Origin of the sequence: Sphingobium tyrosinilyticum (assembly GCF_042654265.1) — a bacterium.
Taxonomy (GTDB): Bacteria; Pseudomonadota; Alphaproteobacteria; order Sphingomonadales; family Sphingomonadaceae; genus Sphingobium; species Sphingobium tyrosinilyticum.
Window position 1 is genome coordinate 94,221 of sequence record NZ_JBHSFZ010000015.1, and the last position, 14,089, is coordinate 108,309.

At 64.5% G+C, this 14,089-nt stretch carries 11 protein-coding genes and 1 riboswitch; of the genes, 9 read left to right on the forward strand and 2 right to left on the reverse strand.

The window, feature by feature from the left end:
- Positions 1-4: 4 nt before the first annotated feature.
- Positions 5-2,701: a phosphoenolpyruvate carboxylase gene (gene ppc / locus ACFO3E_RS09205; protein WP_380804029.1), complete on the reverse strand. Its 2,697-nt coding sequence runs from the start codon at positions 2,699-2,701 to the stop codon at positions 5-7.
- Here ppc and ACFO3E_RS09210 point away from each other — a divergent pair.
- The 5 genes from ACFO3E_RS09210 to chrA all read left to right on the forward strand — a co-directional run bounded on the left by ACFO3E_RS09210 (position 2,700) and on the right by chrA (position 7,282).
- Positions 2,700-2,822, forward strand: coding sequence for a hypothetical protein (locus tag ACFO3E_RS09210; RefSeq protein ID WP_380804030.1), 123 nt, complete (start codon positions 2,700-2,702; stop codon positions 2,820-2,822). The two genes, ppc and ACFO3E_RS09210, sit on opposite strands and share 2 nt — an antisense overlap.
- A 49-nt stretch (positions 2,823-2,871) precedes the next feature.
- On the forward strand, positions 2,872-4,326 hold the full coding sequence (locus ACFO3E_RS09215; RefSeq protein WP_380804032.1) for a helicase HerA domain-containing protein: 1,455 nt from the start codon (positions 2,872-2,874) through the stop codon (positions 4,324-4,326).
- The gene (locus ACFO3E_RS09220) at positions 4,323-4,790 is read left to right on the forward strand and encodes a low molecular weight protein-tyrosine-phosphatase (protein ID WP_380804033.1); all 468 of its coding nucleotides are present in this window, start codon (positions 4,323-4,325) and stop codon (positions 4,788-4,790) included. Before ACFO3E_RS09215 ends, ACFO3E_RS09220 begins: the two co-directional genes overlap by 4 nt.
- A 153-nt stretch (positions 4,791-4,943) precedes the next feature.
- Entirely contained in the window at positions 4,944-5,885 is a 942-nt protein-coding gene (locus tag ACFO3E_RS09225; protein WP_380804035.1) for a chromate resistance protein ChrB domain-containing protein, read from the forward strand.
- Positions 5,882-7,282: a chromate efflux transporter gene (gene chrA / locus ACFO3E_RS09230; protein WP_380804038.1), complete on the forward strand. Its 1,401-nt coding sequence runs from the start codon at positions 5,882-5,884 to the stop codon at positions 7,280-7,282. Before ACFO3E_RS09225 ends, chrA begins: the two co-directional genes overlap by 4 nt.
- Positions 7,283-7,411: 129 nt before the next feature.
- Here the strand turns inward: chrA and ACFO3E_RS09235 are convergent, their stop codons facing one another.
- Positions 7,412-9,514, reverse strand: coding sequence for a malate synthase G (locus tag ACFO3E_RS09235; RefSeq protein WP_380804040.1), 2,103 nt, complete (start codon positions 9,512-9,514; stop codon positions 7,412-7,414).
- A 105-nt stretch (positions 9,515-9,619) separates the two neighbouring features.
- Here ACFO3E_RS09235 and ACFO3E_RS09240 point away from each other — a divergent pair, with 105 nt between their 5' ends.
- The 4 genes from ACFO3E_RS09240 (at position 9,620) to ACFO3E_RS09255 (ending at position 14,025) form a co-directional block, all read left to right on the forward strand.
- Positions 9,620-10,525: a LysR family transcriptional regulator gene (locus ACFO3E_RS09240; protein WP_380804042.1), complete on the forward strand. Its 906-nt coding sequence runs from the start codon at positions 9,620-9,622 to the stop codon at positions 10,523-10,525.
- Between the two features lie 117 nt (positions 10,526-10,642).
- Positions 10,643-10,822 (forward strand): hypothetical protein, encoded by a 180-nt coding sequence (locus ACFO3E_RS09245; protein WP_066530430.1) that lies wholly within the window; start codon positions 10,643-10,645, stop codon positions 10,820-10,822.
- Positions 10,823-11,100: 278 nt separating this feature from the next.
- A riboswitch (cobalamin riboswitch) is annotated at positions 11,101-11,346 on the forward strand.
- 181 nt (positions 11,347-11,527) lie between these two features.
- Positions 11,528-13,549 carry a TonB-dependent receptor gene (locus tag ACFO3E_RS09250; protein ID WP_380804045.1) on the forward strand — a complete coding sequence of 674 codons (2,022 nt, stop codon included), beginning with the start codon at positions 11,528-11,530 and terminating at the stop codon, positions 13,547-13,549.
- Between the two features lie 233 nt (positions 13,550-13,782).
- Positions 13,783-14,025 (forward strand): hypothetical protein, encoded by a 243-nt coding sequence (locus ACFO3E_RS09255; protein WP_380804047.1) that lies wholly within the window; start codon positions 13,783-13,785, stop codon positions 14,023-14,025.
- Positions 14,026-14,089: the final 64 nt, after the last annotated feature.

Sequence of the window (14,089 nt, forward strand, 5' to 3'; positions counted from 1 at the left end):
TATCTTACCCGCTGTTGCGCAGCGCCGTCGCGATCGCGTTGATCGACAGCTCGATGCCCTCCTTGATCCGCGCATCATCCTCCCCGCCGCGATGCCGCTTCATCAGTTCCACCTGCAGCAGGTTGAGCGGCTCGATATAGGGCAGGCGCAGTCGGATCGATTCATCCAACTTGGGATTCTTCTCCAGCAGTCGCGACTGCCCCGTTGCCGCCAGCAGCCCGTCATGGGTCAGCTGCCACCCCTCGCGAATACGTTCGAATATCGCAGCACCGCCCGCCTGATCCTCGACCAGCGGCAGATAATGGGCGGCGATCCCGAGGTCCGACTTCGCCAGCACCATCTCCAGATTGGCGAGCGCCGACTGCAGGAACGCCCAGCTCTGCGCCATGTCCGCCAGCAGCGCCTTGTCACGGAAAGCGTCGAACGCCTGCCCCATGCCATACCAGCCCGGCAGCATCACCCGCGCCTGCGACCAGCTGAACACCCAGGGGATGGCGCGCAGATCCTCGATCCGGGTGCTCTTCGTCCGGCTGGCGGGCCGCGAGCCGATCTTCAAGCCGGAAATCTCCTGAATCGGCGTCAGCTCGCGGAAGAACTCCTTGAACCCCTGCGTCCCATAAACAAGGTCGCGATAGGCGGCGAAAGCGGTCTTCGACAGCTCATCCATCGCCGCCGCAAAGCGCGCCGCATCCCGGTCCGAAATCCCCTCCGGTTCTAGGCTGGCGAGCAGCGTCGCGCTCGTCATCGCCTCCAAATTGGTCATTGCGACATCGCGCGTGCCGAATTTCGCCGCGATCACCTCGCCCTGTTCGGTGATGCGGATGCGTCCCTGCACCGTGCCCTTGGGCTGCGCCTGGATCGCGGCAAAGGATGACCCGCCACCGCGCCCCACCGCGCCGCCCCGGCCATGGAACAGCTGCATCGCCGTCCCCGCCTTCTCGAACACCGGCGCCAGCGCCTTGCTCGCCTGATAAAGCGACCAGGTAGAGGTGATGTACCCACCATCCTTGTTGCTGTCGGAATAGCCGATCATCACTTCTTGATGGCCCCGCTCGCGCACCACGCCCGCAATCTCGGGTAGCCCGAAATAGGCCGCCATGATGCTGGGCGCGGCCTCAAGGTCGGCGATCGTCTCGAATAGCGGCACCGCCATGATCGCCGCCTCCGCAGGGGCATCACCCTTCGCCGCGCGCCACAACCCCGCCTCCTTCAGCAGCAGGTTGACCTCCAACAGATCAGAAACGCTCTCCGCCTTGGAGATGATATAATGACTAATGCAGGCCGGACCGTAGATGCGATGCGCCTCCGCCGCCGCCTGCACGATCGCCAGTTCGGACGCGGTCTCCTCAGAATATTCCGAAAAGCGCGACCCTAAAGGCCTGTTGCTTGCCAGCTCCCGCCGAAGCAGCGCGATCCGCGCATATTCATCGAGCGCGGCATAATCTTCCTGCACGGCCGCCACCTTCAGCAGCTCCGCAACGACGCGCTCATGCACATCGCTATTCTGCCGCATGTCGAGCGTGGCGAGATGGAAGCCGAATGTTTCCACCGCCCGGATCAGCCGCCCCAGTGCGCCCCCCGTCGCCAGCGCGCCGTCACCCTCGCTCGCCAGCCCCTGCGCTACCGTCACCAGATCGCGCCGCAAGTCGCCCGGCTGCGCATAGGGCTCGCCGTCCAGTCGCGAAGGGCGTGGCGGCTCCTTGCCCACCAGCGTGCGATAGGTCGCCGCCAGCCGCGCATAAATGCCCGAAATCGCCCGCCGATAGGGCTCATCCTGTCGGCTGGGCGAGCTATCCCCGCTTGCCTCCGCCAGTGCCAGCACGCCGTCCGGCACATGCGCCAACTCGGTGGACAACGACAGTTCCGCCCCCAGCGCATGCAGCGCGTCGAGATAAAAGGCGACCGCCGCCTCGCATCCTCGCGCCAATGCTGATCGCAATTGCGGCGCCTGGACGAAGGGATTGCCGTCCCGGTCCCCGCCGATCCAGTTGCCCACCCGCAGGAAGCTCGGCGGCCGCACGCCCAATACCCGCTCCCATCGCGCATAAAGCGCAGGCAGCACCGGCAGGAACACGTCGCGGAAATAGGTCAGGACATTGTCGATCTCGTCCTGCACGAACAGCTTCTGCCGCCGCAGCGGCCGCGTCTGCCACAACAGCGCAATCTGCCGGGCGATCGCTTCGTCCAGATTCTCGCCATCTTCCGTCTCGCTGCGCCCCGCATCCTTCAGCAGCATCAGGTCGGCGATGCGGTTCTTATGATCGATCATGCTCTTGCGCCGCACCTCGGTCGGGTGGGCGGTCAGCACCGGGACGATCAACGAATGGTTGAGCAGCGAAAGCACCGCATCCCGATCGACCCCATGCCCCTCCAGCCGCTCGATGGCCGAAGCCACATCGGCGTCCGGATCGGCCGCCACGCCTTGCCGGTCCTCGGCCAGATTGGCGAGCATCGAAAACAGCATGAACCCCCGAACGAAGGATAGCGTATCATCCAGGCTCAGCGCCTCCAGCCCGGTATCCACCACATCCGCGCCGTGCAGCCCCCGCGCCCGATCGACCGACGCGGACCGGATATATTCCGTCTGCCGATACAGCCGATCTCCGCCATAGGCCCGGATCACATCGCCGAGCAGGCGGCCGAGATACCGAATGTCCGGATTTTGCGTAACCGCCGGAACGGGGGAGGAAAGAGTCGCCATGAAATCGATGCTGCGCCGCAACAATCGCCGGGTCAAGCCTCGTAACGCCCCACCCTCGTTCGGGCTGAGCCTGGCGATGCCCGCGCACCACCTTCACAAGCTCACCCCGAAGCTGTGCTGACGCCACACAATCCTTGCGCGAATCCCACCGCCTGGGCCAAAGGACATATGTGACCGCCACCATCAGCATAGGAACCGACGGCAACGGCAACCCCGTTCCGATCGACGTCGAGGAATTGCTCGCCACCCGCCTGCTCGTTCAGGGCAATTCGGGCTCCGGCAAGTCGCACCTCCTCCGCCGTTTGCTGGAGGAAAGCGCGTCCCTGGTCCAGCAGGTAGTCATCGATCCCGAAGGCGATTTCGTCACCCTCGCCGACGAATACGGCCATGTCGTCATCGACGCGGGCGATTATAATGAGCGCGAGATCGTCAAGATGGCCGCGCGCATCCGCGAACATCGCGCGTCGGTGGTCCTCAGCCTCGAAAGCCTGGAGTTGGAGGCGCAGATGAAATGCGCCGCGACCTTCCTCTCCACCCTATTCGACGCCCCGCGCGACCATTGGTATCCCGCCCTCGTCGTGGTGGACGAAGCACAAATGTTCGCCCCGGTCGCCGCGGGAGACGTGTCCGACGAAGCCCGCCGCCTCAGCCTCGCCGCCATGACCAACCTCATGTGCCGGGGCCGCAAGCGCGGCCTTGCGGGCGTCATCGCCACCCAGCGCCTTGCCAAGCTCGCCAAGAATGTCGCGGCCGAAGCGTCGAATTTCCTGATGGGCCGCACCTTCCTCGACATCGACATGGCCCGCGCCGCCGACTTGCTGGGCATGGAGCGCCGCCAGGCCGAACAGATACGTGACCTGGAACGCGGCCGCTTCCTCGCGCTCGGCCCCGCCATCTGCCGCCGCCCGGTCGCGGTGAAGATTGGCACGGTCAAAACCAGCACGCGCGGCGGCACCCACAAGCTGATGCCGCCGCCTGCCGCAGCAACCGAAAATATGCAGGAACTGCTCTTCGCCAGCGCAGGCGAGGACGACGCGCTGCCGCCTCCGCCGCCCCGCGCCGACCCGCCGCCGCTCCCGGCCGAGGAACTGATGCGCGCGCTCGCCAACGCCCCTTCGGCCAAGCCCGCCGCGCCCGAGCTCGACTTCGGCCAGAATGAGCCCGTGGTCATCGCCGTCCTCGAAGAGATCGTCGCCGACCTTGGCGACGCGCAGCCCAGCGTCTCGACCCTCTATCAGGATTTCGGCGTCCGCTGCCGCATGAAGGGGCTGCGCACGCCCCCGCTCGACCTCTCCGCCTTCCGCAAGCGTTTCGCTATGGCGCAGGCGGGCATGTTCGACGCCGCTGATCCGCGTTGGGACGATGCGATGAAGGCCGCGCAACCCCTGCCCGAAGACATGCTCGCGCCCTTCCTCCTCATCGCGCGCGCGGCGATGCAGGGCCTGCCCTGCCCCGACGATACCGCCCTCGCCCGAGCCTATGGCACCAGCTCGCCCGGCCGCGTCCGCCGCCTCATCGACTATATGGAAAAGATCGGCGTCATCGTCGCCCGCACCGATTTTGGCGGCCGACGCTCGATTGGCGTGCCGCAACTCGGCCTCTCCACCGCAGCGGCCGAAGGATGAGCATCTCCGTCCTCTTCGTCTGCCTTGGCAATATCTGCCGCTCACCCCTCGCGGAAGCGGCCTTGCGCGCCGAAGCCGAACGTGCGGGCCTGTCCATCAAAGTGGACTCGGCGGGCACCGGCGACTGGCATGTCGGATGCCCACCCGACAAACGCGCACAAGCCGTCGCCCTCCGCAACGGCATAGACATATCCAACTTTAGGGGCCGCCAGGTCACCGCGCAGGATTTCCAGCGTTTCGACCACATCTTCGCCCTCGACGCGGACAATCTGCAAAACCTCCGCCGCATCCGCCCCTCCGACGGCACCGCCGACCTCCGCCTCCTCATGGACCTCGTCCCCGGCCGAGAAGGCACCAGCGTCACCGACCCCTATTTCGGTGAGGATGCAGGCTTTGACGAAACCTGGGGAGATGTAACCAGAGCGGCAAAGGCCCTCATCGAACGGCTAAAGGGCTCCTTATAGCCCCTCCACTTCAGGTTCAAACGAGGCATGTGACTCGTTTGAAGGGTTGGGGTGGCTCTGGCACGGCATACCCCTTCCATCCGCAGGCGCTCCCCCTCCGCCCGAGAAGATATAGCTATTTCCTACCCGCCAATCTCATGATACACCTGCATCATGACTTCGTGGTTAGCCCTCCTGCACCAGCTCCCCGCCAAGCCCCCCTATCTGCGCGTCAAGATCTGGCGCCGCCTCCAATCCATTGGCGCGGTTCCGCTCAAAAACGCCGTCCACGTCCTTCCGCATTCGGGCGACTCTGAAGCTGCCTTCCACGCCCTGCTCGAAGAAATCACCAGCAGCGGCGGCGAAGCCATCCTCACCGAAACCCGCCTGCTCGCTGGCCAGTCGGATGCCGAAGTCCGCAACCTTTTCGACACCGCCCGCGACGCCGATTATGACGAACTGGCCCAGTCTGCCTACCGCCTGCTCGAAACCGGCCCCGCCACCCCCGCCGACATCGCCAAGCTCCAGAAGCGCCTAGAAGAGATCGGCCGGATCGACTTTTTCGGCGCGCACGGCCGCCAGGAGGCGGCAGCAGCCCTCGCCGAACTCGAGCGCCACCGCTATCAGCATCCCGATGTCAGCCGCGCCGAGCCTGCCCAGACCCCCGGGCCGCAGGACCTCACCGACCGCATCTGGGTCACGCGCAGCGGCGTCCATGTCGATCGCATCGCCTGCGCCTGGCTGATCCAGCGCTTCATCGATCCCAAGGCGCGCTTCCGCTTCGTCGATAGCCGCTCCCATGATCCGGAACCGGGCGAGCTGCGCTTCGACATGGCCGACGCCGAATTTACCCATGAAGGGGACCGTTGCAGCTTCGAAACCCTGCTGCTCCGCGCCGCCCTCACTGAAGATCCCGCCCTCTGCGCCATCGGCGAGATCATCCACGAACTCGACATAGCCGACGGTAAGTTCGCCCGCCCGGAAACCGCGGGCCTCGGCGCGATCCTGTCGGGCGTCTGCGCCTCGACCGACGACGATCTCCAACGCATCGCCCTCGCCAGCGACGCCCTCAATCAATTCCACGCCTTCTTCAGCAATCGAAAGGCCGATCGATGAGCAGCAACGCATCGACCCTCTCCGCCGCCGCCACTTCTGCCCCCGACCACGGCATCTCGCTCGGCGAAGCCACCCGTCAATGGACGAAGATCGCGGCGCTCAGCTTCGGCGGCCCCGCAGGACAGATCGCGGTGATGCACCGCATCTTGGTCGAGGAAAAAAAGTGGATCGGCGAGGAGCGTTTCCTCCACGCCCTCAACTATTGCATGCTGCTTCCTGGCCCAGAAGCGCAGCAGCTCGCCGTCTATATCGGCTGGCTCCTCCACAAGACGAAAGGCGGCCTCATCGCGGGTATCCTCTTCGTGCTCCCCGGTTTCTTGTCGATCCTGGCGCTAAGCTACATCTACGTCCTCCTCGGCAAAGTGCCGCTTGTTGAAGGGCTCTTCTTCGGCCTCAAGGCCGCCGTCCTTGCCGTGGTCGTGCAAGCCGTCATCCGCGTCGGCTCCCGCGCGCTCAAGAACGGCGTGATGCGCGGCATCGCCGCCGCCGCCTTTGTCGCCATTTTCTTCCTCGACGCCCCCTTCCCGCTGATCGTGCTGGCGGCGGGCCTCATCGGCTATCTCGGCGGCCGCAGCGGCATCGCCCAGTTCAAGGGCGGCGGCGGCCATGGCCCGGCCTCCGGAAACATCATCCACGACCGCGACACCGCGCTCGGCGAAGCGCTTCCCGATCACGCCCGCCCGAACCTGCGCTGGTCGCTCCAGATTTCGACCGTCCTGTTGCTGCTTTGGCTGGCGCCTGTCCTGGCCCTCTTCCTCGCGCTCGGCCCCGACGATGTATTCGCCCGCATCGCCAGCTTCTTCAGCCAGATGGCGGTCGTTACTTTCGGCGGGGCCTATGCCGTCCTCGCTTATGTCGCGCAGGAGGCGGTCGGCACTTTCGGCTGGCTCCGTCCGGGCGAGATGCTCGACGGCCTCGGCATGGCTGAAACCACGCCGGGCCCGTTGATCATGGTAACGCAGTTCGTCGGTTTCCTCGCTGCCTTCCGCGACGCCGGGACGCTCCCGCCACTGCTCGCCGCGACGATCGGCGCGATCCTCACCACCTGGGTGACCTTCGTCCCCTGTTTCCTGTGGATCTTCGCGGGAGCGCCCTTCATCGAACGCCTGCGCGGCAACCGCGCCCTCTCCTCAGCGCTTACCGCCATCACCGCAGCGGTGGTGGGCGTGATCCTGAACCTCGCCCTCTGGTTCGCGATCCACACGCTCTTCGGGAAGGTTCAGGCCGTAGCGACGCCGACCGGATCGCTCGACGTCCCGGTCCTCGCCTCGATCAATCTCCCGGCCCTGATCCTCTCCACCGCAGCGCTCATCGCCGTCCTGCGCTTCAAGGCCGGGGTCCTCCCCGTCCTCCTCTGCTCCGCCGCAGCAGGCGCCGCTTTTATCCTGCTGACCTAGCGCACGATGATGTTGGAACGCACCGTCTGCGTCCGCTCGCTACCAACATAGTCGCGAAGCGGAGAGCGCGACGTTAACGTTTTTCCGATTTGGACCGAAACGAACGGATCAACCCCCAATCATGTTACTCTAGGCTAGCGCTTTCACCCGAGCCCTGAACGCATGTAGCAAGGGCTCGGTATAGCCGTTAGGCTGCACCACGCCCTCAAACACCAGCGCCCGCGCCGCCTGGAAAGCCAGGCTCTCCTCCTCCCGCCCCCTCATCGGCTGGTAAAGCGGATCGCCCTTATTCTGCGCATCCACCTTCGCCGCCATCCGCTTGAGCGCTGCATCGACCTCGTCGGCGGAACACACCCCATGCAGTAGCCAATTGGCGATATGCTGCGAAGAAATCCGCAACGTCGCCCGGTCCTCCATCAGCCCGATGTCATGAATGTCCGGTACCTTGGAGCAACCGACGCCCTGATCCACCCAGCGCACGACATAACCCAATATCCCCTGCGCATTATTGTCCAGCTCGTCGCGAATATCCTCCGCCGACCAGTTCACCCCAGCCGCCAGCGGGATCGTCAGCAGCGCGTCCAGACCCGCGACCGGCTCCGCCTTCCGCTCCTCCTGGCGCGCAAACACGTCGACGGCATGATAGTGCGTCGCGTGCAAGGTCGCGGCCGTCGGGGAAGGCACCCAGGCCGTATTCGCCCCCGTCATCACATGCCCGATCTTCTGCTCCAGCATGTCCGCCATCCGGTCCGGCGCGGCCCACATGCCCTTGCCGATCTGCGCCTTGCCGGACAGTCCGCAGGCAAGCCCGATCTGCACGTTGCGATCCTCATAGGCTTTGATCCAGGCGGCATCCTTCATCTCGCCCTTGCGGACCATCGGCCCCGCGCGCATCGACGTATGGATCTCGTCGCCTGTGCGATCCAGGAAGCCGGTATTGATGAAGACGATCCGGTCCCGCACCGCATGGATGCAGGCGGCGAGGTTCGCCGAAGTCCGCCGCTCCTCATCCATCACGCCGACCTTCAACTGATGCCGCTCCAGCCCCAGCAGATCCTCGATCGCGTCGAACAGATCGTTGGTGAAGGCGACCTCCTCCGGGCCATGCATCTTGGGCTTGACGATATAGATGCTGCCCGCCCGGCTGTTGACGAAGCGCCCCTCCCGCCGAAGGTCGTGCAAGGCGATCAGGCTGGTGACAATCCCGTCGAGAATCCCCTCCGGCGCCTCCGCCCCGTCGCTCATCCGGACGGCAGGCGTCGTCATCAAATGCCCGACATTGCGCACGAACAGCAGCGACCGCCCCGGCAGGGTAAAGCTGCTCCCATCGGGCGCGACATAGCTGCGGTCGCCGTTCAACCGCCGCGTCATCATCGCGCCATTCTTCTCGAAACTATCCTCCAGATCGCCCTTCATCAGGCCCAGCCAGTTGGCATAAGCCGCAACCTTATCGGCGGCATCCACCGCCGCGACCGAGTCCTCCAGGTCGCAAATGGTCGATAATGCGGACTCCAGCACGACATCCGCCAAATGCGCCGGATCATCCCGCCCCACGGCATGCCCAGCATCGATCACCAGCTCGATATGAAGCCCATTATTGCGCAGCAGGAAATTATCCCCCGCCCGTCCCACCAATTGCGAAGCATTCCGCAACACCGGCGCTTCCCCTCGCCAGTCCGCCCAGCTCCCATCGGCCAGCGGGACGGCCCGGTCCAGAAACTCCTTGGCCCAGCCAATCACCTGCGCCCCGCGCGCCGCATCATAGCCCTTCCCCGCCGGAACGCTCCCAATCGCATCGGTCCCATAGAGCGCATCATAGAGGCTCCCCCACCGCGCATTAGCCGCGTTCAGCAGGAAGCGCGCATTGAGGATCGGCACGACCAGCTGCGGCCCCGCCAGCCTCGCCAGCTCGTCATCCACCCGCGTCGATCCGATGGCAAAGGGAGCAGGCTCCGGCGCCAGATAGCCAATCTCGGTCAGGAAAGCCCGGTAAGCCGTCCCATCCACCGCTTGCCCCGCGTGAGCCTCATGCCACTTATCGATCTGATCCTGCATCGCGTCCCGCTTCGCCAGCAGCGCGGCATTACGCGGGCCAAAGCGCTCGAAAATGCCGGCCACCCCGCGCCAGAAATCATCCGCCTCGATCCCGGTGCCGGGCAACACCTTCTCATCGATGAAGCCCGCCAGCTCGGCGGCGACCTTCAGGCCAGATTTCTCGATCAGGTCGGGCATGCATCCACTCCGCGCGAAAATAACTGCGGCCAAGCATAGACCCGCCCGCCATCCTCGCACTAGACAAGAAAAAGTTGAAAGATATTTTCCGCATTGGAAAAGATCATGATGGACCCGGACTATCTCCTCTTCACCCGCGCCGTCGACGCCGGCAGCCTCTCGGGCGCCGGACGGATGCTCAACATTTCCCCAGCGATGATGTCGAAGCGCATCTCTCGCTTAGAAGCCCGCCTCGGCGTGCGCCTCATCCACCGTACCACCCGCCGCCTCGCGCTGACGGAGGAAGGCGCCAGCCTTCATCGCGACATCACCGCCATCCTGGAAGCGATCCAGCAGGCGGAGGACCGCGCCACCAACCGCCACCGCGCGATTTCCGGCGCGCTGCGGGTCTCCGCCCCCACCTCCTTCGGCCGCCTCCACATCGCCCCGCATGTCCAGCGCTTCCTGCAGAGCCATCCCAAAGTCGATCTGGAGCTCAATCTTTCCGACGCCTATGAGGACCTGCTCTCGCAGCGGGTCGATCTCGCCATCCGCATCACCAGCGACGTTCCCGCGCATCTGGAGGGCCATTATCTCGCCGCCAACCAACGCATCCTCTGCGCCAGCCCCGCCTATCTCTCGGAACATGGCGCGCCGCAAAAGATCGCCGACCTTTCCCGCCACCGCCTGCTCGCCGCGGAAGGACAACTGCCCTGGCGGCTCGACAACGGCCGCATGCGCCGGCAGATCGACGGCCGTAGTCATGTGCGCACCAACAGCAGCGAGATCGTCCGCGAACTCGCCGTGACCGGTGCCGGCATTGCACTCCGCTCGCTCTGGGACGTTGGCCCGCTTCTCGCCGAGGGGAAGCTCGTCCGCCTGCTCGATGGCTGGGAAGGCCCCTCTGACCTCGCCGTCTATGCCGTCCATCCCCGCGCGGCGGGCCGTCCCCCCGCGGTCGATGCCTTCATCGCCTTTCTCCGCCAAACCTTCCGCAATGCCCCCTGGAAAGTGCCGGCATCCAAGCACTGAGACGGCCAAAATAGCTTCAAAAGTTGATGCTTTTTCAACTCTAATCTGTTTTATTGCCGCCGCGACCGGCCCAGTGATATAGGGACGGCCATAAGAAATCAGAGAGAGGATTGGGCCATGCGCCCCCACGACGCATCACATTTTTCCGCCTGCGCGGCACTGGAAGCGCGGCAGGCCAGAGAAGCCCGGCAGCGCGGAGCAGACCAGGCGACCATCGCACTGCATAACGAACGCGCCGTCCGCTACCAGGCCATGGCCTTGCGCCTCAAGCGCAACTCCGGCAACGCGCTGAACTGAGCAACGACAGCCATTCCCCCTCCCCCCTTCAGGCAGAGAGCCGGGGCGAAAGAAGCGCTCCGACCGACAACTCCTCCGTCATCCCGGCCTTGAGCCTGCATCCCGCTTCCTCTGATCGGCAAAGTTAAGCGAGACCCCGGACCAAGTCCGGGGTGACCAGAACTGGCGACCGTCATTGGTCCTCAACAGCCCTTCCAAGTCCCCCTCCACTTCTCCCCACCCAACCACCCCCTTGCCTCTCCCCCGCACCCTCGCTATCGCCACCCCGTCCGGTTCACCCGGACAAAGATCGCGCCGGTGCCTCGAAAGAGGCTTAAAAGGGAACACGGTAAGGGGGGCATCCGCCTCCCGAAGCCGAGGCTGTCCCTGCAACTGTAAGCGGCGAGCGCGATGCACATCGCCCCACCTCACAAGCAGGAGGGTGCAAGTCACTGGGCGGACGCTAAGTCATGCGAGCTCCGGGAAGGCCGTGCATCAAGCGACGACCCGCGAGCCAGGAGACCTGCCGGCGTATGGTCGCTCTTGCCTTGGCCCAGGGGATGGCCGCGGCACGGTGATTTCCGTCTGAGCGACGAACGAGCGGTGGAGGCCGCTTCGGTGACGTTGGCGGCCGCCTTGGGGGCGTCCGGCTGCCTGCGTGCGCCGGCCGTTCGCTAGGGCGGCAGGTCTCTTACCGGATGTCGCCAGACGCCCGGAGTGAACGACATGAAATCTCACAGCTATTTGGCCTGGGTCGCCTGCGCCCTCACCGCCAGCCTTTCCGCTTCTCCCGCCACTGCCGCCGATGATGCGGCAGCCGCCGAAGCGGCCGCCACCATCATCGTTTTCGGCCGGGGAGAGGACAAGATCGGCACCGCCCATGCGGCGAGCGAAGGCAGCGTCGGCGGCGCGGACCTGCTTGTCCGCCCGCTGCTGCGCGTCGCCGAACTACTCGAAGCCGTGCCCGGCATGGTCGCCGCCCAACATTCGGGCAGCGGCAAGGCCAATCAATATTTCCTGCGTGGCTTCAACCTCGACCATGGGTCGGACTTCACCACTTACATTGACGGCGTGCAGATGAACTTCCGCACCCACGGGCATGGCCATGGCTATCTCGACCTCAACGGCCTCATCCCGGAAATCGTCGCGCGGGAGGATTTTCGCAAAGGTCCCTATCGCGCCGATGGCGGCGACTTCGCGCTGGCGGGCGCAGCCTATATGACCACGATCGACGGCTATGACCGGCCCTGGATATCGGCGGAGGGCGGCTCCTATGGCTGGCGCAGGCTGGCGGCAGGCGGCACGGTCAAGGCCGGTGGAGGCGATCTCACGATCGTCGCCCAGGCCAAGGCTTATGATGGTCCCTGGGAAGAGCCGGAACATCTGCGCCATTATGCGGGCTTCGCCAAATATGCGATCCCGGCCGGGGCCGGAAAGCTCGAAGCCTCGCTCCACGCCTATCGCGCGACCTGGCGTCCTACCGAGCAGATTCCCGAACGGATCATCGGCACGCTCCAATGTCCGGACGTCTTCTGCTCGCCAGACCCTTCCGCGCGCGGCGAAACGACGCGCATCATCGGCAATCTCGCCGCCGTCCAGCCGACATGGCGCGCCAATCTCTACGCTCAATTTTATGACTGGACGATGTTCTCCAACCCCACCTACGCCGACCCGGACGGGACCAGCGCGCAGATCGAGCAATTCGATCGCCGGTGGGTTCTGGGCCTTACCGGCGAAAAGCGCTGGGACGTCAATCCCGCGGTACAACTGAAGATCGGCACCGAAAATCGCTATGACGCGATCGGCAATGTCGGGGTCGACCGCACCGCCGATCGGGTCTTCCTCTCCTCGCTCGGGCGCTATCGGGTGAACGAAGCCTCCGCCGCCCTCTATGGTGAGGCAACCCTTACCCCGCTGCCGGGCCTGCGCCTGACCGGCGGCCTGCGGGGCGACTATTATCATTATTCGGTCACGGCAAAGGACGCCGCCGCCGCCGCGCTCGGGGAAGGCAGCGGGTCGGACACCCTCGTTTCACCCAAGGCCGCGATCGCTTATCAACTCAGTCCCCGCATCGAAGTGTACGCCAATTGGGGCCGGGGCTTCCATTCCAACGACGCGCGCGGCGCAGTGAACGTCACCACGCCGGTTCCCCTGCTCGTCCGCGGCACCGGCAAGGAATTGGGCGCGCGCCTGCAACTGCCCGGCTTCTCTTTCACCGCCACCTATTGGTGGCTGAATGTGGGCAGCGAGTTGCGCTTTGTAGGCGATTCCAATGCGGTTGAGCCTAGCGGGGCCAGCAGCCGCCATGGCTATGAGCTTGTCGCCTTCTGGCGGCCCTTCCCCTGGCTCGCTTTCGACGGCAATTACACCGCCAGCCATTCGCGCTTCGACAATGGCGACCATATCCCCAACGCGTTCAAAAACGCCGCCTCCGCAGGAGCCGCACTGGTCCTCGATCCCTGGGAAGCCAGCATCCGCGTCCGCCACCTCGGCCCATCGCCACTGATCGAGGACAATAGCGTGCGCGATCCCGGTAGCAGCATCGTCAACGCCCGCGCCGCATGGAAGGGCAAAAACATCCAAATTTATGGAGAGCTGCTCAACATCCTCGCCAGCCGGGACAAGGACATCGCCTATTTTTATGAATCCTATGTTCCTTCTTTTGACTCTGGCGGGCCGGTCGAGGGACGCCTGAGCCGCGTGGTGGAACCGCGCACGCTCCGTGTAGGGGCAAAGTTTAGCTTCTAATGAGGATTGGGAAGGCCACGGCAGAAACTGCTCGCTACGGCCTTTCTTTCAATTACTTACTAAAAGAACGGCCTTGTTCTTAAAGTAAAGGAGCCGGTCAGTAAGGATATATATCGCACTTTACTTAGGTTAAGCCGTTGAAAAATGTGGAGACCTGTTGACGCAGTGCGCGACCTATGCAACTTTCCGCTACGGCAAGCTGAACAAAGAATCGGCTGCTGGAGAGGATGCCCATGAAACATGCACCAGTGCGGGGTGCCGTCTTCCACGCAATCCTGCGGGACTGCCTGGAAGCGCAGCGCGCTCCTAAAGAAACCGAAATACAACTGATCGCTTGTAAGATCTGGCAAGACAGTTTCGCCGCCATCTCAAATAAAGACTGGCATGACCTCGTACCCGGTAGCGAGGAATATGAATATACCCTCAATGCGGCCCGGATGGCTTTCGGCATCCACGCGGCCAACACCGCTGCCTGAAATCTATACTATAGACTAAAATTACCCGTGCCCCCCCGGAAGTGCTCGGGCAGGCCCGCCATGT